The 20,676-nt window shown below is 49.7% G+C and carries 18 protein-coding genes; 15 read left to right on the top strand and 3 right to left on the bottom strand.

What is annotated here, in order from left to right; genetic code table 11:
- Window positions 1–31 precede the first annotated feature (31 nt).
- The gene (chrA, locus tag QUE60_RS06460) at window positions 32–1,354 is read right to left on the bottom strand and encodes a chromate efflux transporter (RefSeq protein ID WP_458574808.1); all 1,323 of its coding nucleotides are present in this window, start codon (window positions 1,352–1,354) and stop codon (window positions 32–34) included.
- A gap of 32 nt (window positions 1,355–1,386) precedes the next feature.
- Entirely contained in the window at window positions 1,387–2,172 is a 786-nt protein-coding gene (gene fabI / locus QUE60_RS06455; RefSeq protein WP_286225033.1) for an enoyl-ACP reductase FabI, read from the bottom strand.
- A gap of 132 nt (window positions 2,173–2,304) precedes the next feature.
- Here fabI and QUE60_RS06450 point away from each other — a divergent pair, with 132 nt between their 5' ends.
- The 5 genes from QUE60_RS06450 (at window position 2,305) to QUE60_RS06430 (ending at window position 8,599) form a co-directional block, all read left to right on the top strand.
- The gene (locus QUE60_RS06450) at window positions 2,305–4,110 is read left to right on the top strand and encodes an extracellular solute-binding protein (RefSeq protein WP_286226458.1); all 1,806 of its coding nucleotides are present in this window, start codon (window positions 2,305–2,307) and stop codon (window positions 4,108–4,110) included.
- Between the two features lie 8 nt (window positions 4,111–4,118).
- Entirely contained in the window at window positions 4,119–5,180 is a 1,062-nt protein-coding gene (locus QUE60_RS06445; RefSeq protein ID WP_286224750.1) for a microcin C ABC transporter permease YejB, read from the top strand.
- Window positions 5,177–6,202 carry an ABC transporter permease gene (locus QUE60_RS06440; protein WP_286226457.1) on the top strand — a complete coding sequence of 342 codons (1,026 nt, stop codon included), beginning with the start codon at window positions 5,177–5,179 and terminating at the stop codon, window positions 6,200–6,202. Before QUE60_RS06445 ends, QUE60_RS06440 begins: the two co-directional genes overlap by 4 nt.
- Window positions 6,199–7,854 (top strand): ABC transporter ATP-binding protein, encoded by a 1,656-nt coding sequence (locus tag QUE60_RS06435; protein ID WP_286226456.1) that lies wholly within the window; start codon window positions 6,199–6,201, stop codon window positions 7,852–7,854. The genes QUE60_RS06440 and QUE60_RS06435 overlap by 4 nt, the downstream gene beginning before the upstream one ends.
- Before the next feature lie 91 nt (window positions 7,855–7,945).
- Window positions 7,946–8,599: a C40 family peptidase gene (locus QUE60_RS06430; protein ID WP_286223265.1), complete on the top strand. Its 654-nt coding sequence runs from the start codon at window positions 7,946–7,948 to the stop codon at window positions 8,597–8,599.
- A 2-nt stretch (window positions 8,600–8,601) separates the two neighbouring features.
- Here QUE60_RS06430 and QUE60_RS06425 read toward each other — a convergent pair whose 3' ends face one another.
- Window positions 8,602–9,486 carry a patatin-like phospholipase family protein gene (locus QUE60_RS06425; RefSeq protein ID WP_286226455.1) on the bottom strand — a complete coding sequence of 295 codons (885 nt, stop codon included), beginning with the start codon at window positions 9,484–9,486 and terminating at the stop codon, window positions 8,602–8,604.
- 199 nt (window positions 9,487–9,685) lie between these two features.
- On the opposite strand from QUE60_RS06425, the gene scpB reads away from it, so the two are divergent.
- From scpB to QUE60_RS06375, 10 genes are all read left to right on the top strand, one after another.
- The gene (gene scpB, locus QUE60_RS06420; RefSeq protein ID WP_286223263.1) at window positions 9,686–10,315 is read left to right on the top strand and encodes an SMC-Scp complex subunit ScpB; all 630 of its coding nucleotides are present in this window, start codon (window positions 9,686–9,688) and stop codon (window positions 10,313–10,315) included.
- A complete protein-coding gene (locus QUE60_RS06415; protein WP_286226454.1) occupies window positions 10,302–11,957 on the top strand; it encodes a pseudouridine synthase in 1,656 nt (551 codons plus the stop codon). The genes scpB and QUE60_RS06415 overlap by 14 nt, the downstream gene beginning before the upstream one ends.
- Window positions 11,958–12,131: 174 nt before the next feature.
- Window positions 12,132–12,623, top strand: coding sequence for a ribosome maturation factor RimP (gene rimP, locus QUE60_RS06410; protein ID WP_286223261.1), 492 nt, complete (start codon window positions 12,132–12,134; stop codon window positions 12,621–12,623).
- Window positions 12,620–14,098: a transcription termination factor NusA gene (nusA, locus tag QUE60_RS06405; protein WP_108508796.1), complete on the top strand. Its 1,479-nt coding sequence runs from the start codon at window positions 12,620–12,622 to the stop codon at window positions 14,096–14,098. Before rimP ends, nusA begins: the two co-directional genes overlap by 4 nt.
- A gap of 10 nt (window positions 14,099–14,108) precedes the next feature.
- On the top strand, window positions 14,109–16,805 hold the full coding sequence (infB, locus tag QUE60_RS06400) for a translation initiation factor IF-2 (protein ID WP_286226453.1): 2,697 nt from the start codon (window positions 14,109–14,111) through the stop codon (window positions 16,803–16,805).
- A 5-nt stretch (window positions 16,806–16,810) separates the two neighbouring features.
- On the top strand, window positions 16,811–17,167 hold the full coding sequence (rbfA, locus tag QUE60_RS06395) for a 30S ribosome-binding factor RbfA (protein ID WP_286226452.1): 357 nt from the start codon (window positions 16,811–16,813) through the stop codon (window positions 17,165–17,167).
- A 5-nt stretch (window positions 17,168–17,172) separates the two neighbouring features.
- The gene (truB, locus tag QUE60_RS06390) at window positions 17,173–18,096 is read left to right on the top strand and encodes a tRNA pseudouridine(55) synthase TruB (protein WP_286226451.1); all 924 of its coding nucleotides are present in this window, start codon (window positions 17,173–17,175) and stop codon (window positions 18,094–18,096) included.
- 23 nt (window positions 18,097–18,119) lie between these two features.
- Complete coding sequence (gene typA, locus QUE60_RS06385; RefSeq protein WP_286227500.1) at window positions 18,120–19,943, top strand: translational GTPase TypA; 1,824 nt, start codon at window positions 18,120–18,122, stop codon at window positions 19,941–19,943.
- A gap of 65 nt (window positions 19,944–20,008) precedes the next feature.
- A complete protein-coding gene (locus QUE60_RS06380) occupies window positions 20,009–20,260 on the top strand; it encodes a type II toxin-antitoxin system Phd/YefM family antitoxin (RefSeq protein WP_286226450.1) in 252 nt (83 codons plus the stop codon).
- Window positions 20,260–20,676 carry a type II toxin-antitoxin system VapC family toxin gene (locus QUE60_RS06375; protein ID WP_286226449.1) on the top strand — a complete coding sequence of 139 codons (417 nt, stop codon included), beginning with the start codon at window positions 20,260–20,262 and terminating at the stop codon, window positions 20,674–20,676. The genes QUE60_RS06380 and QUE60_RS06375 overlap by 1 nt, the downstream gene beginning before the upstream one ends.

Here is a 20,676-nt window from a genome sequence, read left to right as displayed (position 1 = left end):
CAAGTTTGGCATCAGGCTTATCGATCAATATCTAGGAAAACAGCCCACCATTGGCAGCAAACAGAATACCCAAAAGTCCCGCTAGACCTAAGGTACGAATGACACCCCATTGGAGTCGTAGCATCAGAACTAAAGACGCCAAACAAATGAGAAGTGCAAATACCGATAAACCACCCGAGAAGCCCTTCGGAAAAAATACCTGATAGGCAAAGAACACCCCAAGGTTGGCAATCACACCAACCACCGCTGCGCTGATCGCGGTCAGTGGTGCGGTAAAGCGTAAATTACCGTGGGTTGATTCAATCAAAGGGGCACCTAAAAAAATAAATAAGAACGATGGCAAAAAAGTAAACCAGGTCGCCACGCAAGCCCCCAGTACTCCTCCCCAAAAACCGAGGCCACCCAAGACCGTGTCATTAGCAAACCCTGCCAGAAAGCCCACAAAAGCAACCACCATGATGAGCGGCCCTGGTTTGGTCTCACCCAAGGCCAAGCCATCCATCATTTGTGGGGCTGTTAACCATTGGTAATGTTCTACAGCACCTTGAAAGACGTAAGGCAGGACTGCATACGCGCCCCCAAAGGTTAGGAATGCTGCTTTGGTAAAAAACCAAGCCAATTGTGGATAGAGCGATCTCCAACCCTCAATCAGAATCAAAACGACTAGTGGGATGAGCCACAATAAAACCCCAATGCTTAAATGTCGATAAAGACGACTTGCATTATGGCGAGCATGCTCTGGAGTAGGGGTGTGATCACCAATGAGAGCTTGAATACCAGAGTCGCTGCAATGGGATGGTGTGTGGGCCTGATGCGCAAACAGGGATGGGTGGCGTTGACCTAACCAAAATCCAAAGAGTCCTGCGCTCACAATAATGAGTGGGAATGGAACATTAAAAACAAAGATGGCGATAAAGGATAGGAAGGCAAGCCAGGCCAGTATGGCGTGACGAATGCTGCGTTTTGCAATGCGGATGACCGCCACGATCACAATCGCGGTCACCGCCGGTTTGATTCCCTCAAACAGCGCAGCAATCAAAGGGGTTTGACCAAACTCCAGATAAATCCATGAGAGCGCAATCAGAATCAAGAGCGAGGGCAGAATAAATAAGGTGCCCGCCAGAATGCCACCCCAGGTTCGATGCATCAGCCAACCTAAATAAGTAGCTAATTGCTGAGCCTCTGGGCCAGGTAGCAGCATGCAGTAATTAAGGGCATGCAAAAAACGACGCTCGGAGATCCAACGTTTTTTCTCGACAAGCTCATCATGCATCATGGCAATCTGAGCGGTCGGCCCGCCAAAACTAATAAACCCGAGCTTGAGCCAGTACGCTAATGCCTCTCTTAGCGGTATTTGTGGCAGAGATTGATCTGAGGAAGTGATTTCTAAACCTCATCCATGCCACCAACCACTTGGCTAAAGCCGTTGTCGACATAAATAATCTCAGCGGTAATACCGCTGGCTAAATCAGATAGCAAGAATGAGGCTGCATTACCAACATCATCCACTGTCACATTGCGTCGCAGAGGAGCCGTTTTTTCAACGGCATCTAGAATTTTTCCAAACCCTTTAATGCCCGAGGCGGCCAGAGTTTTAATCGGACCAGCTGAAATACCATTGACCCGAATACCTTTGGGTCCCAGTGAGCCTGCTAAATAACGAACCGATGCCTCGAGGGATGCTTTGGCTAGCCCCATGGTGTTGTAGTTGGGAACGTTACGCATTGAACCTAAATAAGTTAGGGTAAGAAGGGCGGCATTCGGGCTTAACATGGGGAGCGCTTCTTTTGCCATTGCTGGAAAGCTATACGCTGAGATATCGTGTGCAATCTTGAATGCTTCCCGACTCAAACCCTCCAGAAAATCGCCAGCAATTGCCTCACGGGGGGCAAATCCAATTGAGTGCACAAAGCCGTCAAATTGGGGCCAGGATTTTCCAAGATCTTCAAACAGAGCATGGATCTGTTCGTCGCTACCCACATCGCAGTCAAAAATGAGTGAGCTATTGAATTCTTTAGCAAATTCTGTGATGCGGTCCTTAAAGCGTTCGCCCACATATGTAAATGCCAGTTCTGCACCCTCGCGGTGGCAGGCCTTAGCAATGCCATAGGCGATTGAGCGGTTGGAGAGGAGTCCGGTAATGAGGATGCGTTTACCGCTTAAATAAGCCATGATGAGTCCTTTACTTCAAAATTGATTTGCTATCTACAATTGTTGCATATGCTAAGCCAATTACCCCTGCGATCATTACCAAGCCAATTTGGGGCGCATTGGCGGTCTCTTTTGATCACGCTACTGTGCTCAATGCTCATTTTCCCTCTGGGAGTTGAGGCCGCTCAGGGCATCGCGCAATATGGCAAACCCAAATATGCCGATGGTTTTGCCCATTTTGACTATGTCAATCCGAATGCGCCACGCGGTGGAACACTCACGCTACCCAATCCAGACCGCCGCACCAGTTTTGATAAGTTCAACCCCTTCACCTTGCGGGGTGTGACTGCCCCTGGCATCGGTGCTTTGATGTTTGAGTCATTGGCGGTGAGCAGTGCAGATGAGGTCTCGAGTGTCTATGGCTTAATCGCCGAAGATATAAAAGTAGCACCAGATCAGATGTCGGTGACCTTTCGTTTAAGACCCGAGGCGCAGTTCTCCGATGGCAGTCCGATTTTGGCTGACGATGTCAAACACAGTTTTGATACGCTCATGAGTAAACTTGCCAATCCGCAGTACCGCACCATTTACGCCGATGTCAAACAGGCGGTGGTGGTATCGGAGCGCGTGATTCGGTTTGACTTTAAGACCCGCAATAGCGAGTTACCTTTGATGGTCGGCGGTATACCTGTTTTTTCTAAGAACTGGGGCAAGAAAGCCGACGGCAGTCATACTCCCTTTGACAAGATTACCTTTGAACATCCAATTGGTAGCGGCCCTTACTTAATTGAGTCCTATCGCGCAGGTAAGTCGATGATCTACAAGCGTAACCCGAACTACTGGGGCAATAAGGTGAATGTGCGGGTGGGATTCTTTAATTTTGATCGGATTGTTTACAAACTGTATAGCGATGATGCAGTGCGCTTAGAGGCATTTAAAGCAGGTGAGTTTGATGCGCTTGTGGAGTACCGCGCTAAAAATTGGGCGAAGAGTTATGTGGGCCCTAAATTTAATAATGGCACCCTAATTAAAAAAGCATTTCCAAATCACAACGGTGCTGGAATGCAGGGTTTTGCGATGAACTTGCGTCGTCCTATTTTTCAGGATGTACGAGTTCGCAAAGCTCTTGGATATGCATTGGATTTCGAATGGCTCAATCGCCAACTCTTCTACGATCAATACAGTCGGATTGAAAGTTATTTTCAGAACAGTGATTTGAGTGCTAACTACGAGGGTGAGACCGTGCCCACCGCCGCTGAACTCAAACTCCTAAAACCCTTACAGGCGAAGTACCCTCAATTTGTACCCGAGGCGGTGTTTGGGGCAATGCCGCCAGCACCGAGTACCACACCGCCCAGTAGTTTGCGTAGCAATCTTCGCAAGGCGAAAGAGCTATTGGCAGAGGCTGGGTGGACCTATCGCGATGGCGCACTTCGTAACGCAAAAGGGGAGGTATTCCGATTTGAAATCGTCGAAGATGGCCCGTTCTTTCTGCGGATTCTGACCGCGTATGTACGTAATCTGGAGAAGTTAGGGATTAAGGTAGATATTCGCACTAGCGACTTTGCACTTCATCAAAAACGGATGGATGACTATGATTTTGATATGACCACCATTCGCTTTCCCGACACTCAGAGCCCAGGGAACGAGCTCTACGATCGCTATGGAAGTGCGGCAGCCAAGGAGAGAGGTTCAGACAATGTCATTGGCGTGCAATCACCGGTCGTGGATGCATTGATTGATGCGATTGTGCGGGCTGAAACGAGGGAGCAGTTGCAAGCCGCAACCCGTTCACTCGACCGCGTGCTGTGGAACAGCTACTATGTAGTGCCGCATTGGTACAGTCCAACCCATCGCATTGCATACCGTAAAGAAATGGGCTACCCCAATCCGCCCTTGTATTACTCAGCCGAATCATGGATTTTGTCAACCTGGTGGTTACAGGAGGCGCGCAAATGAGCTCCGAGATTCTGATCTACATCATTAAGCGGGTTTTGCTCATGATCCCCACCTTGCTTGGGGTTTTAACTCTGACTTTTGCAGTGGTGCAATTTGTTCCTGGTGGGCCTGTCGAGCAGCTGATGCTCGAACTTAAGGGTAAGGGCGATGCAGCGGTCGGTGGTGAGTCCTCGGGAGGTGGCGTGACCTATCGTGGACGTCAAGGGGTGGATGCCGAACGGCTTGAGCAAGTCAAAGCCTTATATGGGTTTGATAAACCTCCGCTTGAGCGCTACTTCATGATGCTCAAACGCTTTGCGCAATTTGATTTGGGACAAAGCTACTACCAACACAAAAGCGTTTGGGATTTGGTGATCTCAAAGCTACCTGTCTCGATCAGCATTGGTCTTTGGACTTTCTTTATCAGTTATTTAGTGTCGATTCCCCTGGGGATTGCTAAAGCGGTCCGCGATGGCACGCGTTTTGATCGCGTCACCAGCACGATGATTTTGGTGGGCTATGCGATCCCGGGATTTGTCCTGGGGGTATTGCTATTGGTACTCTTTGGCGGAGGAAGTTTTCTGCAAATCTTTCCTCTGCGCGGCCTGACCTCCGATAACTGGAGTGAGCTTAGTTTGATTGGCAAAGTGTTGGATTATCTATGGCATTTGGTCTTGCCCATCACCGCGTCCGTGCTAGGTAGCTTTGCAGTGATTACGATGCTTACGAAAAATTCTTTTTTAGAAGAGATTCGTAAGCAATATGTCTTAACCGCCCGAGCAAAAGGGGTGAGTGAGAACAAGGTGCTGTGGAAGCATGTCTTTCGGAATGCCTTAATTCCGCTGATCACTGGATTTCCTGCCGCATTTATTGGCGCCTTCTTTGCTGGCTCACTCTTAATTGAAACCCTGTTCTCTCTCGATGGCTTAGGTTTACTTTCCTATGAAGCAGTGATGCGCAGAGACTACCCTGTAGTGTTTGGCACGCTCTATCTGTTTACCTTAATAGGCCTAATTACAAAGTTAATTTCTGATCTTTGCTATGTGCTGGTAGATCCCCGTATCCAATTTGGCTCTGGGGGTGGATCGTGAGTAAATGGCTGCGCTTTAAAGCGAATCGCTTGGGCTATGTCAGCTTATGGATATTCTCGATCCTGTTTGGTTTGAGTTTATGCGCAGAGTTGATCGCGAATGACAAACCTTTAGTGGTGCGCTACGAGGGTAAGTTCTATTTCCCCTTAGTCAAAAATTATCCAGAGACCGTCTTTGGGGGCGACTTTGCTACGCGCACCGATTATCTCGATCCGGATATTAAAAAGAATATTACCGATGGATCGAACTGGGCCATTTACCCCCTCATCCCCTATAGTTTTGAGACCCTCAATTACTTTGCCAAAGAGCCTAATCCAGCAGCACCCTCGGCGGAGAACTGGTTAGGTACCGATGATCGGGGGCGTGATGTATTGGCACGCCTCATCTATGGATTTCGTTTATCCATTCTGTTTGGCATCGCGTTGACTGCAGTGGGTGTAGCGGTTGGAGTACTCACCGGCGCATTGATGGGATTTTTTGGGGGACGCTTTGATCTCATTACCCAACGCATCATTGAGATTTGGTCAGCGATGCCCGAGTTATATCTGCTGATTATTTTTGCTTCGATCTTTAACCCTAGCGTGCTCTTACTGATTATTTTGTTAGCGGCATTTGGATGGATGGGTTTATCCGACTACGTGCGTGCCGAGTTCTTTCGTAATCGCGCTCTTGAGTATGTGCGTGCGGCCAAAGCCTTGGGACTGACAAATGCCCAGATTATGCGGCGGCATATCTTGCCAAATAGCTTAACCCCTGTCATTACTTTTTTACCGTTCCGGATGAGTGCGGCGATTCTGTCACTCACGAGTTTGGATTTCTTGGGATTGGGAGTGCCTCCTGGAACTCCTAGCTTGGGGGAGTTGCTATCGCAGGGTAAGGCAAACCTTGATGCCTGGTGGATTTCGGTGTCGACCTTCGTAGTGCTCGGGGGCACCTTGCTCTTATTAACATTTATGGGCGAGGCATTGCGAGATGCCTTTGATTCTCGCAAGAGCAACCCGTTAACAGGGGCGCGCGTATGAGCTTATTGCGCTATGAGCAACTCTCAATCTCATTTGGTACTGGGCGACGAGAGAAGTATGCAGTTCGTGAACTCGATCTGAGCATTGCGCCAGGTGAGCGCATTGCCTTGGTTGGTGAATCCGGTTCCGGAAAAACACTCTCCGCACTGGCGCCGCTGCGCCTCACCCCAGAAGGTGCTCGTCTGCAGGGCCGGATTCTCTGGCAACGCGAGGATGGCACAGAAGAAAATCTATTAGATTTATCGATTGAGCGTATTCGGGAGGTTCGGGGGCGGGAGATTGCGATGATCTTTCAGGAGCCAATGACCGCGCTCAATCCCTTGTTTACCATTGGCAATCAAATTGTTGAAGCAGTTCAGGTGCATGAGCCCTTAATGCCTTTGGAGGAATGCCGCCAGACTGCCATTACGCTTCTGAAGAAAACCGGGATCCCGCAAGCAGAAGAGCGTTTTTATGCCTATCCCCATCAGTTATCGGGCGGTCAGCGTCAACGCGCCATGATTGCGATGGCGTTGGCATGCAAACCACGTTTGTTGATTGCCGATGAGCCAACCACTGCTTTGGATGTGAGTTTGCGTCTCCAGATTTTGGATTTACTGCGCGATCTGCAAGAAGAGGCCAAAGAGCGGGGTGGCATGGCGATTCTATTAATCACGCATGACCTCAATTTAGTGAAGCATTTTGCAAACCGGGTAGGGGTCTTAAATCAGGGGTGTCTGGTGGAGGCTGGATCAACGCATGAAGTTTTCTCGCACCCCACGAATCCTTACACGGAGCAATTGGTTAACAGTCAGCCTGAGCGTGAACTGCTACCGGTAGTGCCATTGGCCCCCGTTTTATTAACCGCTCATCAATTAAGTGTCTCTTACCCGCAATCCAATTTTGCTAGTGGTGGCTTGCGCTGGCGGGATTGGTTTAGTAAAGCGAAGCGCCATCAAGTCCTCAAGCCCTTAAGTCTTGAACTCAAACAAGGGCAAACGATTGGTGTGATTGGTGAATCTGGTTCTGGGAAAACAACCTTGGCCATGGCCATTCTGGGATTGCTTGGAGAGACAAGGGCCAAGGTGGAGGGTGATGTCTCGGTCTTGGATCAATCGTGGTCAACGCTAACTCCAATTGAGCGTCGTGCAATGCGCGCCCATTTGCAGGTGATTTTTCAGGACCCCTTTGGTTCATTATCACCACGCATGACTATTTTTGAGATTGTGTCCGAGGGTTTGAGTGTTCATCAACCGCATTTGTCTTATGGCGAACGGGAGACCAGGGTGGTTGAGATCTTGCGTGAAGTTGGTTTGGATCGTTCCGCTCTCCAGCGCTATCCCCATGAGTTTTCTGGTGGGCAGCGCCAACGAATTGCGATTGCGCGCGCACTGATTCTGAAGCCACAAATACTGGTACTCGACGAACCCACTTCGGCCTTGGATGTTTCAATCCAAAAACAGGTCTTAAAGTTGCTTAGTGAACTTCAAAAGAAGTACAACCTTGCCTATCTCATCATTAGTCATGATCTCGCGGTGATCCGGGCAATGTCACATGAACTCATGGTGTTGCGCTCTGGAGAAGTGGTGGAGTATGGCGAGACTGAGGCGATGGTTCGTGATCCCAAAGAGCCCTATACCAAAGCATTATTTAAGGCGGCGGAGCTGACCTAGAAATAAAAATCGATATAAAACAATTACTTAAGAATCAATATTCGGGATGAACTTGCTTTCCCTTTTGGTTCGGTTTTGCTAGAATCCATTCATGCCTATTCGTAAGCACATGATCCGTTTACCTTTTCAATTCCTAACCGCCATGGTTTTGGGTGGATTGGTATCGATTGCCAGTGCTAACACTGCTACAGATACAGTAGCTAAAGAGGCCCCAAAACCAGAAGTTCGGATTGAGGGCAATTCTTCCTACTTTGCACGCTTTACCCATCAGGTGGTGGATTCGGTATCCACCAAAACCGAAGCCCTGATTAATGAGGCGATGCAATTAATTGGGGTGCGATATCGCTGGAATGGTGATTTGCCACAATCCGGTTTGGACGCGAGTGGCTTTGTGCGATTTGTGTTTAAAGATAAATTGGGTTTTTTGCTCCCACCTAAGTCCTCGCAAATGAGTAAAGTGGGTAAGCCTATTTCTCGGGAGGAGTTAGAGCCCGGTGATTTGGTGTTCTTCAATACGATGCGCCTCACCTTTTCACACGTTGGTATTTATGTGGGCGATAACAAATTCATTCACTCCCCATCAAAGGGTTCAGCAGTCCGAGTTGATGACTTAGCAAGTGCCTATTGGGATAAGCGCTTTGATGGCGCGAGACGCTTAGATGGAACTGATGAGTTAAGCAATGCTGAGCGTAATGCCCTCATTCAGGAAGCAAAAAAGTTACGCGCTCAGCCACGTAAGCTTTAATCCTATTTCAATCCTCGTAGCTTTTCTTTAATCTCACCCACTTTTTCTTGGGCGGCGAGCTCGCCAGCGAGGATAGCGGCGTTACGCGCTCTAAAGTCAGCACTTCCCATCTGCTTAAGTTGAGGCGTAATCACAATATCTGCCTTTGCTAACTCGTATTGATTGATGCTCTGCTGCATGATGCTGATGGTCTGTTGCAATAAACCAAGCGTGCCCGTGGCATTAAATGCGCTCGCATCGGAAGAAATATTGACGGCAATCACAAAAGTGGCACCCATCTCATGCGCATAACGGACGGGCACGGGAGCGACTAATCCGCCGTCGACATATTCACGTCCTTGAATCAGTGCGGGCTGAAAGACCCCGGGCACAGCGCAGGATGCCCGCACCGCTAGACCGGTATCGCCTCGACGAAAGAGAACGCCTTTACCGGTTTGTAATTCCGTGGCAACAATTCCGAGTGGCAGGGTCATTTGTTCGATGGATCGATTCTGGACCTCGCGATTGACCATGCTTTGCAATGCATCGCCTTTGATTAATCCACCAAAGCGCCCGGCAAAGGGGTAGGCCCAGTCTGCAAGGGCTGCCTCATCTAAATTGAGCCCAATCCGATTGAGCTCCAGTCCGCTATAACCAGAGGCATATAGAGCGGCAATTACGCTTCCTGCGCTTGAACCTACCACGAGATTGGGACGAATTCCTTGAGCCTCGAGGGCCTTAATTACTCCAATATGTGCAAAACCCCTGGCAGCACCAGAGCCAAGAACCAGTGCAATGACTGGGGGTTTAGGGCTGTCACGAAACATGCTGCACCCGGGGAGGGTGCTGATTCCAGCAAGACCTAAGCCTTGAAAAAACAAGCGACGATTTGGAGAAAATAAGGACATTTGGCTATTGTATTGACCCTACCCTATAATGGAGTGACAGGTGTAAATTGCTTCGCAAGCGACTTGACCTCCTTGGATCGCTGGCCTTTTCCCATAATAAGAATTGCTGTGAGTGATGCCGGCGCAGTCCATAAACACCCCAACCTTTTTTGACGATTGTGAATAAGCCTCTAAACAGCCTAGCTGTTTGATACAACATATGGATAACGATCACTACAAGCGGGTCATCGAGACCGCCTTAATTTGCGCCCAAGAACCACTAACGGTGAATGAGCTAAGCCGACTCTTTGTGGATCCGCCTTTGGCTAATGCAGACCTGCAGAATATTTTGTTGGAAATTCAGAAAGAGTGGCAAGACAAGGGGATGGAGCTGGTTAGCATTGCAACGGGCTGGCGTTTCCAGAGCCGCCTTCAGATGCGCGAGTATTTGGATCGTCTCACCCCAGAAAAGCCACCAAAGTATTCAAGGGCAGTGCTTGAGACCTTAGCGATCATTGCCTATCGTCAGCCTGTCACTCGAGGAGAAATTGAGGAAGTGCGTGGCGTGGTTGTGAGTAGTAATGTGATGCGTCAGTTGGAAGATCGTGGCTGGGTGGAAGTGGTTGGTCATAAAGAGACGATTGGTCGACCAGGCCTTTATGCCACCACCAAACAATTTTTAGACGATTTGGGTCTAAAAGATTTGCAAAGCTTACCAATGCTCGAGGATGGCTCCATATCCGCAGAAGCATTAGGACAAGCCGTAATTGAGTTTGATGCCGATGCCACGGTGGAGACCGTTATTCCGCTTGAGTCGTCCACTGAGAGTTCTGAGAATGACAAGTCCTGAAAACGATGCTTCCCAAGTAAGTGCCATCCCAGATACAGCCGATGGCCCAACTTCGCGAGACGAGGGTGGTGAGCAACGCAAAGATCGGGGTCCGCGGCGGTTTAATAAATTCAATAACAAATCCCGTCCAGGCAAGTTCAACAAAAATAAGCGTCACTCCGGAGGTTCCGCAAATGAAAATCCGAAGGCAGCTGCATCAGCCTCTCCTGAGTTAATCGCCGAGACCGAGGCCTTATTTGCAGCTGTGGTCTCCGGGGAGTTTGATGCTGCTCTTGAAGCCCCTGAGCCTGTAGAGGCCGTTCGTGATGATCCTGCAGAGATATCGCATGAGGCTGGTGTTGAGCGGCGTGCCGGTAAGGCGGGCGAGGAGGAATCTGAGGAGCCTGAGTCTTTAAGTGATCTTGAGCGTCTGCAATTTGCGAGCGTTGATGAGTTACCCCTGAGTTTGCGCGATGAGGTCTGGTCTGATCTCGATGGTTTAGATGATGATGCGGATGATGAAGATACGGTTAAGCTTCACAAAGTCTTGGCAGATGCAGGCATGGGATCACGACGCGAGATGGAAGATCTGATTATTCAGGGTCGTGTTTCAGTGAACAGCATGCCGGCCCACATTGGGCAGCGTGTTGGCCCCAGCGATATTGTTCGCATCAATGGTAAGGTCGTGCATCGCAAGATCCCGACGAAGCCCCCTCGTGTGATTCTGTATCACAAACCCGCTGGAGAAATTGTGAGTCAGGCTGACCCCGAAGGACGCCCCAGCGTGTTTGATCGCTTACCAAAACCTCGCCAAGGCCGCTGGATTGCTGTAGGCCGTTTGGATTTCAACACCGAGGGATTGTTACTCTTCACGACCTCAGGAGAACTTGCTAATCGCTTAATGCATCCACGTTATGGAGTTGAGCGTGAATACGCGGTGCGTATTTTGGGTGAGCTATCGGCGGAATCTGCCGAACAATTAAAAACAGGTATCACGCTTGATGATGGACAGGCGCGTTTCTTGCGTTTGAGTCAAGGCGGTGGTGATGGCGCGAATCGTTGGTACTCAGTTGCATTGACCGAAGGGCGAAATCGTGAAGTGCGTCGGATGTTTGAGGCAACTGGTCATGTGGTGTCACGTCTGATTCGAACCCGTTACGGTATTTTTATGTTGCCACCGCGTTTGCGTCGCGGGAAGTGGGAAGAGGTGCCGATGGAGAGCGTGGCGCAACTGATGCGGATGGCTGGTCTGAAGCTGCCCCAGAATATGGCAAAAGATAAAGGTCAGTCTCAGGGTCGATCCTCGCGAATGGACCCAGTGAGCGATCCGAATTTTCAGCCTGATCCCATGCAAACCTCCGTATCGTATTGGGGATCCAAGGAGGCGCTCACGCTAGCCACCCACCATGGGCATGGGGTATCGCACTTACCTGGTCAAGGTCGAGGTGCAAATGGTGGTGGAGGGCGCGGCGGCTTTGGGCAAAAACCCTCGCACTCCAGAGGAGGCAAATCGGGCTCACCCCGCTCGAAGGGTCAAAAAGTTCATCACGCCAGTGGGTTTAGTGCCCCAGCGGGCAATAGCACTGGGGGCCAGCGGCGACCCAATAAGGGTAAGCCGTTCAAGGGCCCACGCAAGCCCCGAAATTCAGGTGAAAGTTTCTGATTTCTCAGTGATTTTTCTGATTCAGGTATAATTCATACATACACCGGCTGATGTTGACATCAACGTAGGCTGGCCTGTTCTGGTAATGAGGAATATGGGCTTGTAAGCCCATTTTTTTTTGCCAAATGCGTTGTAAATGCAGTTTTATAACAGCGGTTGATTTGTGGGGAAGATGTGAAAGAACAGCAGATTATTTCTGCCGAGGTGCGTAATTTGGGCTACTCGCTCGTTGATATTGAGCGTGAGGGCCGTGGTTTATTGCGGGTCACGATTGAGAACCCCGACTATGAGCGCATGATCACCGTTGAGGATTGCGAGAAAGTGAGTCATCAGTTGACCTACACCTTTGCGGTTGAGAACGTGCCGTACGAGCGACTCGAGGTCTCGTCACCTGGTTTAGATCGACCGATTAAGTCTGGTGATGATTTTGTTCGGTTCGCAGGTTTGGAAATTGAACTGAAGTTACGAATTGCAGTAGGTAATCGAAAGAATTTTAAAGGGGTGTTGCAAGGCCTGATATCTGGGGTTGTCAACACACCGGATGCAAAGTTTAGTTTGTTATTTGAGGCGAGCGATGGCTCTCCAGCCGAACTGGAATTTAGTTTGTCTGAAGTAGAAAAAGCTCGTTTGGTCCCTGTTATTGATTTCAAAGGAAGAAAATCATGAGTCGTGAAGTTCTCATGTTGGCAGAAGCCCTGGCCCGTGAAAAAAATGTTGATCGTGAGATCGTATTTGAAGCTCTTGAGTTGGCGCTTGCCTCGGCAACCAAAAAACGGTACACCGAGGATGTTGATATTCGAGTTTCCATTGATCGCAACAGCGGTGAGTATGAGACCTTCCGCCGCTGGTTGGTGGTTCCTGATGAAGCTGGTCTTCAGGAGCCCGATAAAGAAATTTTGCAATTTGAGGCCAAAGAGCAAATCTCCGATATTGAGACGGGCGATTACATCGAAGAGCAAATCGAATCCTTAGCCTTTGGCCGGATTGGTGCCCAAGCCGCTAAGCAGGTGATCTTGCAACGCATTCGCGACGCCGAGCGTGAGCAGATTTTGAATGACTATCTGGAGCGCGGTGAAAAAATTATGACCGGCACCGTCAAGCGGGCGGATAAAAATGGCCTGATCGTGGAATCGGGTCGTGTCGAGGCATTACTGCGTCGCGATCAAATGATCCCCAAAGAGAATTTACGCTCTGGCGATCGTGTGCGTGCTTATATCCTGAAAGTGGATCGTGAGGCACGTGGTCCTCAAATTGAGCTCTCGAGAACATGCCCTGACTTCTTGATTAAGTTGTTTGAGAACGAAGTGCCCGAGATTGAGCAGCGTTTACTAGAAATTAAGGGCGCTGCTCGCGATCCTGGCATCCGAGCCAAGATTGCTGTAGTGACCCATGATAAGCGCATTGATCCGATTGGAACCTGCGTTGGTGTGCGTGGCACTCGTGTAACCGCAGTGCGTAATGAAGTTGCGGGCGAGGCCGTTGATATCGTTCTATGGTCTGAAGATCCAGCCCAATTTGTGATTGGTGCATTAGCGCCTGCACAAGTGTCATCGATCGTGGTTGATGAAGAGCGTCATGCGATGGATGTGGTGGTTGATGAAGAAAACTTAGCAATCGCAATTGGTCGTAGTGGTCAGAATGTACGTTTAGCTAGCGAGTTAACCGGCTGGCAAATTAACATCATGACCCCAGAAGAGTCTGCCGAGAAGTCAGAAAAAGAATCCGTGGCGGTGCGCCAACTCTTCATGGACAAACTCGATGTGGACCAAGAGGTCGCTGATATTTTGATCGAAGAGGGCTTTAATTCTCTTGAGGAAGTTGCCTACGTGCCGCTCTCTGAGATGCTTGAGATCGATGCATTTGATGAGGACACGGTTAATGAGTTACGGACTCGTGCGCGCGATTCCTTGCTGACCATGGAGTTAGCAAAAGAAGAGCGTCTTGAAGAGGTCTCTCAAGATTTGCGCTCGCTTGAAGGTCTCTCCACCGAATATATTGCAACCTTAGCCGAGAACCAAGTGCATACGCGCGATGATCTGGCTGGATTGGCTGTAGATGAGCTCGTTGAGATGACGGGTATGGATGAAACAGCAGCCAAAACGCTCATTATGAAGGCGCGCGAACATTGGTTTAATGCATGAGGGGAAGCGCATGGCGACAACAACTGTAAAAGCATTAGCCGAGGAGCTCAAACGCAGCCCCGCTGATTTATTGGAACAACTCAAGGCCGCTGGAATCGATAAGGAATCCGAGGCTGACAAGATCACCGATAAAGATAAGACCGCGTTACTGGCTTACCTTCAAAAAGCACACGGCAGTGCTGAGCCTGGTGTGCGTAAAAAGATCACTCTTACCAAGCGCGAGACCAGCGAAATCCGTCAAGCAGATTCAGCGGGGCGAACCCGCACCGTGCAAGTTGAGGTGCGCAAAAAGCGTGTTTTAGTTAAGCGTGATGATGCTGGTAAGGCAGATGAGCCGACTGAGGCAAAGCCAACTGCAGCAGTTGAGACCAAGCCTATTCTTTCCGATGAGGAGTTAGAAAAGCGTGCCGCGGAGGCTGCTCGTCAAGCGGAACTCTTGGCGCGACAAGAAGCCGAAATGAAAGCGGCGAGTGAGGCCAAGCAAAAGAAGATAGAAGCTGAGCAAAAGCCAAGCAAGGTAGAGGCCGAGCAAGAGGCTGCTAGCAAAGAGCAGGCCAAAAAGGAGTTGGCTGAACTGCAATCACGCCGCGCGGCGGCAGAGGCTGAGGTGTCGGCAATTCGGGACATGATGAGTGCCCCGGCGCGCGTACTAAAAGCTCCAAGTGAGATCGCCAGTGAAGAGGCTAAAAAAGGCACTTTGCATAAGCCAGTTAAAGCAGATGGCGGCGATGATAAGAAAAAGCCCACTAAGGTTGGCGGCAAGCTGATTAAGTCTTCTGAGACTTCCTCCACCTGGCAAGAAGAGGGTGCAAAGCGCAAGGTTGGCCTAAAAACACGCGGCGACCTTACTGGTGGCTTAGGCGGTGGCTGGCGAACAGGCGGCGGTCGTAAGAAACAGCAGCATCAAGACGATAACCCTGCGAGTAATTTCCAGGTTCCCACGGAGCCGATTGTGCGTGATGTGCATATTCCTGAGACCATTACCGTAGCGGATCTAGCCCACAAAATGTCAGTCAAGGGTGCTGAGGTCATCAAATTACTGATGGGTATGGGTCAGATGGTGACCATCAACCAAGTGCTGGATCAAGACACTGCAATGATCATCGTGGAAGAGATGGGTCATAAAGCCCATGCTGCTAAATTAGACGATCCAGAAATTGATCTTGGTGCGGCGGCTGAAGATGCCCCATTGATGCCAAGGCCACCCGTTGTAACTGTGATGGGTCACGTCGATCATGGCAAAACATCGCTCTTAGATAAGATCCGAGTTGCAAAAGTGGCAGCAGGCGAAGCGGGTGGTATTACACAGCATATCGGCGCTTATCACGTCGAGACCCCACGTGGTGTCATCACCTTCTTGGATACCCCAGGTCATGAAGCCTTTACAGCAATGCGTGCGCGCGGTGCAAAGGCGACCGATATCGTGATCTTAGTGGTGGCTGCCGATGATGGCGTAATGCCGCAAACGCGTGAAGCGATTCATCATGCGAAAGCCGCCAATGTGCCCCTAGTGGTAGCGATCAATAAGATCGATAAACCCGAAGCCAACCCCGATCGCGTTAAAACCGAATTGGTGAGCGAAGAGGTAGTGCCTGAAGAGTACGGTGGTGACTCACCATTTATCGGAGTGTCAGCAAAAACTGGTGAAGGTATCGACACCTTGCTTGAAAACGTATTGTTGCAAGCCGAAGTGTTGGAGCTTAAGGCTCCTAAAGAAGCACCTGCCCAGGGGATTGTGATTGAAGCGCGCCTGGATAAAGGTCGTGGTCCGGTGGCCACTGTGCTGGTTCAATCTGGCACATTAAAGCGTGGCGATATGTTGTTAGCTGGCCAGTCCTATGGCCGTATTCGTGCGATGTTGGATGAAAACGGCAAATCAACCAATGAAGCAGGGCCATCGATTCCGGTTGAGATTCAAGGTTTATCGGAAGTGCCTGATGCTGGGGAGTCTTTCCAGGTGGTTGCTGACGAGCGTAAGGCCCGTGAGATTGCACTATTCCGTCAAGGCAAGTTCCGAGACGTCAAGTTGGCCAAGCAACAGGCGGTCAAGTTAGAGAACATGATGGAGACCATGGGCGAGGGTGCCGTCGAAGCCAAGATTCTGCCGATCATTATTAAAGCCGATGTGCAGGGTTCCCAAGAGGCGCTCTCACAGTCACTGCAAAAGCTATCTACCGATGAGGTGAAGGTGCAAATCGTGCATGCTGCCGTTGGTGGCATCACCGAAACCGATGTCAATCTTGCGATTGCTTCAAAAGGCGTGATTATTGGCTTTAATTCGAGGGCTGATGCAGTAGCGCGTAAGCTTGCCGAGAGTAATGGCGTGGATATTCGCTATCACAACATTATTTATGACGCGGTCGATGAAGTGAAAGCAGCCTTAAGCGGCATGTTGACACCAGATAAGAAGGAAGAAATTACTGGATTAGTTGAGATCCGTCAGGTCTTCCATGTGTCCAAGGTTGGTGCCATTGCGGGTTGTATGGTGCTCGATGGAATCGTCCGTCGTAACTCACGGGTGCGCTTATTACGCGATAACGTCGTCGTGTGGACCGGTGAACTCGACTCCCTAAAGCGCTTCAAAGATGATGTGAAAGAAGTGAAAGGTGGATTTGAGTGCGGCCTTTCCTTGAAAAACAACAATGACATCCAAGAGGGTGATCAACTTGAAATCTTTGAAGTCACTGAGGTCGCAAGAACCCTCTAATCATCATGCACAAAACCAGTCCTCATCGTCATCAGCGTCTCGCGGATCAAATTCAGCGCGACCTTGCAGAGTTGATTCCCCGGGAATTGCGTGATCCCTTGAATGGTTTGATTACTATTCAGGCGGTGGAGCTTTCTCCTGATCTTGCGCATGCGAAGGTGTATTTCACAGTTTTGGGTGGCGATTCACAGTATGCGCTGGGATCACTCCAAGAAAAAGCCGGATATTTGCATTCCCTCCTCTTTAAGCGGATGCACACCCATACCGTACCCACTTTGCATTTTGTGTTTGATACCTCGATAGAGCGAGGCGCAGAGATGTCGCGATTAATTGATCAGGCCTTGGGCTCAAAGCCTAATTAATAGCGATGGCGCAACGAATTGATGGGGTGGTCTTACTAGACAAACCCAATGGCATGAGTTCCCAAGGTGCGGTCACTGCGATCAAGCGCTTTTTTCAGGCAGAAAAGGCTGGTCATACCGGTACCTTAGACCCAATGGCGACTGGTTTATTGCCCATTTGTTTGGGTGAGGCTACCAAGTACTCTCAAGATCTTTTGGACGCTGATAAGACCTATATCGCAACCCTGCGCTTTGGCATCGAAACTGATACGGGTGATGCTGAAGGGCAAATATTGGCAGAGCGATCGACTGCTGAAGTTGTGGATGATTTGATGGCCAAAACACTCTTGGAGGCAATCTTGCCTAAATTCATGGGTGACATTGAGCAGATTCCACCGATGTACTCCGCCTTAAAACGCGATGGCAAGCCCCTTTATGAATACGCGCGTTCGGGCGTGGAGATTGAGCGTGAGCCCCGAAAAATTACAATTTACTCGATTCGTCTCGTCGCAATTCATTGGCCTCACGTAGAGATTGAAGTCCATTGCAGCAAGGGAACGTATATTCGGGTCTTGGCTCAAGACATTGGTAACGCATTGGGCTGTGGCGCTCATTTGAGCGCATTGCGACGCACCAAGGTTGGCCACCTCAGTTTGGAGCAGGGTTGCACCCTGGAGACCCTTGAAAACACCCCTAAGGTATTGCTCCCAGTGGATGCCTTGCTACAAACTCTGCCTGAGTTGACCGTAGATGACCAACAAGCTAAACGTCTAGAAATGGGTCAGCGCGTGCCATGCGCACTCAATCGTGCTAGTCAGTGGGCTAATTCTTTATTCCGGATTTATCGCAGCCAAGCCTTACCGCAAAACTTTATTGGAACAGCGGATTGGCGCAGTGGAGTGTTACACCCAAGGCGATTTATCGCTCAACGACTTTTGAACCAAAACTAATTGATCTTTTTGTAAAGCAACTCATGACCAAACGCGCACTTCGTAATATCGCCATCATCGCCCACGTTGACCACGGTAAAACCACTTTGGTTGATCAACTCTTACGGCAATCTGGAACCTTTCGTTCGAATGAAAAAATCTCCGAACGAATCATGGATTCTAATGATCTTGAGAAAGAGCGTGGTATCACCATCTTGGCTAAAAACTGCGCTGTGGAGTATGAGGGCACGCACATCAATATTGTGGATACTCCTGGGCACGCAGACTTTGGCGGCGAAGTAGAGCGCGTTCTTTCGATGGTAGACGGCGTATTGCTACTGGTCGATGCGGTTGAGGGGCCGATGCCCCAAACCCGTTTTGTAACCAAGAAAGCTCTTGCTTTGGGCTTAAAGCCGATCGTTGTGATCAATAAGGTCGATCGCCCTGGAGCTCGTTGTGATTATGTGATTAATGCAACTTTTGAGCTCTTCGATAAATTAGGAGCAACCGAAGAGCAGTTGGACTTCCCGGTCATTTATGCCTCTGGCTTAAATGGCTATGCCGGCACCGATGAGAATGTACGCTCTGGTGATATGCGCCCACTCTTTAATGCAGTACTAACGCATGTGCCAGTGCGCGATGATGAAATCGATGCCCCATTGCAGTTGCAGATTTCATCGATTGATTACAGCAACTATGTGGGCAAAATTGGTGTAGGTCGGATTCGGCGCGGCAAAATTAAACCCGGTATCGATGTGGTCTGCATCAATGGTCCCGATGGCACACCCTTTAAGGGTCGCATCAATCAAGTGCTGAAGTTCAAGGGTCTTGAGCGCGAAGTGGTTGATGAAGCCATTGCGGGTGACATTGTTTTGGTGAATGGTATTGAAGATTTGGCGATTGGTACGACGATCTGCGCACCTGAGCAGGTCGATGCTTTGCCGATGCTCAAGATCGATGAGCCAACCCTCACCATGAACTTCATGGTGAACACCAGCCCTCTCGCTGGCCGTGAAGGGAAGTTTGTGACCAGTCGGCAAATTCGGGAGCGCTTGGATCGCGAGCTCAAATCCAATATGGCTTTGCGGGTGCGCGACACCGATGACGATACCGTATTTGAAGTATCGGGTCGGGGCGAGCTCCATCTCACCATTTTGGTTGAGAACATGCGACGCGAGGGCTATGAGTTAGCTGTGTCACGACCCCGTGTGGTGTTTCATGAAGAAAATGGCGTGAAGTTAGAGCCCTACGAGAACCTCACGGTGGATGTGGAAGATTCGACGCAGGGTGGGGTGATGGAAGAGTTGGGTAAACGTAAAGCCGAGCTGCTCGATATGGTGAGCGATGGTAAAGGACGTACGCGTCTTGAGTATCGGGTTCCAGCGCGAGGTTTGATTGGATTTCAGGGGGAGTTTATGACTCTCACCCGTGGTAACGGACTCATGAGCCATAACTTTGACTCGTATGGCCCTGTCAAAGATGGTATTTTGGGTGAGCGCCACAATGGTGTATTAATTAGCCAAGACGATGGGGATGCGGTTGCCTATGCATTGTGGAAGCTGCAAGACCGTGGCCGTATGTTTGTCTCTCCGGGCGACCCGCTCTATGAGGGCATGATTATTGGCATTCATAGTCGTGATAATGATTTGGTCGTCAATCCCATTAAAGGGAAGCAGCTCACCAACGTGCGTGCCTCTGGAACCGATGAGGCAGTACGCCTCGTTCCACCCGTGCAACTTACTCTGGAATACGCGGTGGAATTTATTGCCGATGACGAGTTGGTGGAGGTGACCCCCAAGAGCATTCGCTTACGCAAGCGCTTTCTGAAAGAGCATGAGCGTAAGAAGGCCTCGCGCGAGGAGGTGTAAGCCTTTCATCCCCCTTAAGAAAAATGTAGTAACATTGCTACATTTAATGGATTGTGGGGAATGAAATGCCCAAGACCTTATCAAGCCGCGAATTTAATCAAGACAGCAGCGGTGCCAAAAAAGCCTGTCAATCGGGCCCGGTATTTATTACGGATCGAGGCAAGCCATCGCACGTTTTGATGCGCTATGAAGACTACCAACGGGTGATTGGTCAACAAAAAACCATCCTTGATCTTGTGGGTATGCCTGGATTGGCTGAGATCGAGTTCGAGCCTGCGAAAATAAAACGCTTTACCAAGCCAAGCGATCTTTCCTAATGTATCTTCTCGACACCAATGTCATCTCTGAGCTCAGAAAAGCAGGTACCTCCAAAATTCATCCACAGGTTCATGATTGGGCACAATCGATTGCCCCATCTCGGATGTTTCTCTCGGTGATCAGCATTCTAGAAATTGAACAAGGCATTCTGTCGGTTGCGCGCCGAGATAAAAAGCAGGGCCAGTTATTAAAAAAATGGCTGATGCAAATGATTCTCCCGGTATTTGCTGATCGGATTATTCCAATTGATGTTCCAATTGCACTCCGCTGCGCTGATCTCCATGTTCCCAATCCATCTTCGGAGCGGGATGCCATGATTGCAGCGACCGCGATTGAGCATCGCCTGGCACTGGTTACGCGCAATACCAGCGATTTTGATCCAGCTAAGTTGAAGTTAATCAATCCTTGGGACTAA

This window comes from Polynucleobacter sp. HIN11 (assembly GCF_030297675.1).
In the GTDB taxonomy this organism is placed as follows: Bacteria; Pseudomonadota; Gammaproteobacteria; order Burkholderiales; family Burkholderiaceae; genus Polynucleobacter.
Note: the sequence above shows the minus strand (reverse complement) of the source record. Positions and strands in the feature narration are given on the sequence as shown.

Bases quoted from the DNA above. Each gene is read 5' to 3' on its own strand.
- fabI (WP_286225033.1), bottom strand. From the start codon at position 2,172: ATGGCTTATTTAAGCGGTAAACGCATCCTCATTACCGGACTCCTCTCC.
- QUE60_RS06450 (WP_286226458.1), top strand. From the start codon at position 2,305: ATGCTCATTTTCCCTCTGGGAGTTGAGGCCGCTCAGGGCATCGCGCAA.
- QUE60_RS06435 (WP_286226456.1), top strand. From the start codon at position 6,199: ATGAGCTTATTGCGCTATGAGCAACTCTCAATCTCATTTGGTACTGGG.
- QUE60_RS06430 (WP_286223265.1), top strand. From the start codon at position 7,946: ATGCCTATTCGTAAGCACATGATCCGTTTACCTTTTCAATTCCTAACC.
- QUE60_RS06425 (WP_286226455.1), bottom strand. From the start codon at position 9,486: ATGTCCTTATTTTCTCCAAATCGTCGCTTGTTTTTTCAAGGCTTAGGT.
- scpB (WP_286223263.1), top strand. From the start codon at position 9,686: ATGGATAACGATCACTACAAGCGGGTCATCGAGACCGCCTTAATTTGC.
- QUE60_RS06415 (WP_286226454.1), top strand. From the start codon at position 10,302: ATGACAAGTCCTGAAAACGATGCTTCCCAAGTAAGTGCCATCCCAGAT.
- nusA (WP_108508796.1), top strand. From the start codon at position 12,620: ATGAGTCGTGAAGTTCTCATGTTGGCAGAAGCCCTGGCCCGTGAAAAA.
- infB (WP_286226453.1), top strand. From the start codon at position 14,109: ATGGCGACAACAACTGTAAAAGCATTAGCCGAGGAGCTCAAACGCAGC.
- rbfA (WP_286226452.1), top strand. From the start codon at position 16,811: ATGCACAAAACCAGTCCTCATCGTCATCAGCGTCTCGCGGATCAAATT.
- truB (WP_286226451.1), top strand. From the start codon at position 17,173: ATGGCGCAACGAATTGATGGGGTGGTCTTACTAGACAAACCCAATGGC.
- typA (WP_286227500.1), top strand. From the start codon at position 18,120: ATGACCAAACGCGCACTTCGTAATATCGCCATCATCGCCCACGTTGAC.
- QUE60_RS06380 (WP_286226450.1), top strand. From the start codon at position 20,009: ATGCCCAAGACCTTATCAAGCCGCGAATTTAATCAAGACAGCAGCGGT.
- QUE60_RS06375 (WP_286226449.1), top strand. From the start codon at position 20,260: ATGTATCTTCTCGACACCAATGTCATCTCTGAGCTCAGAAAAGCAGGT.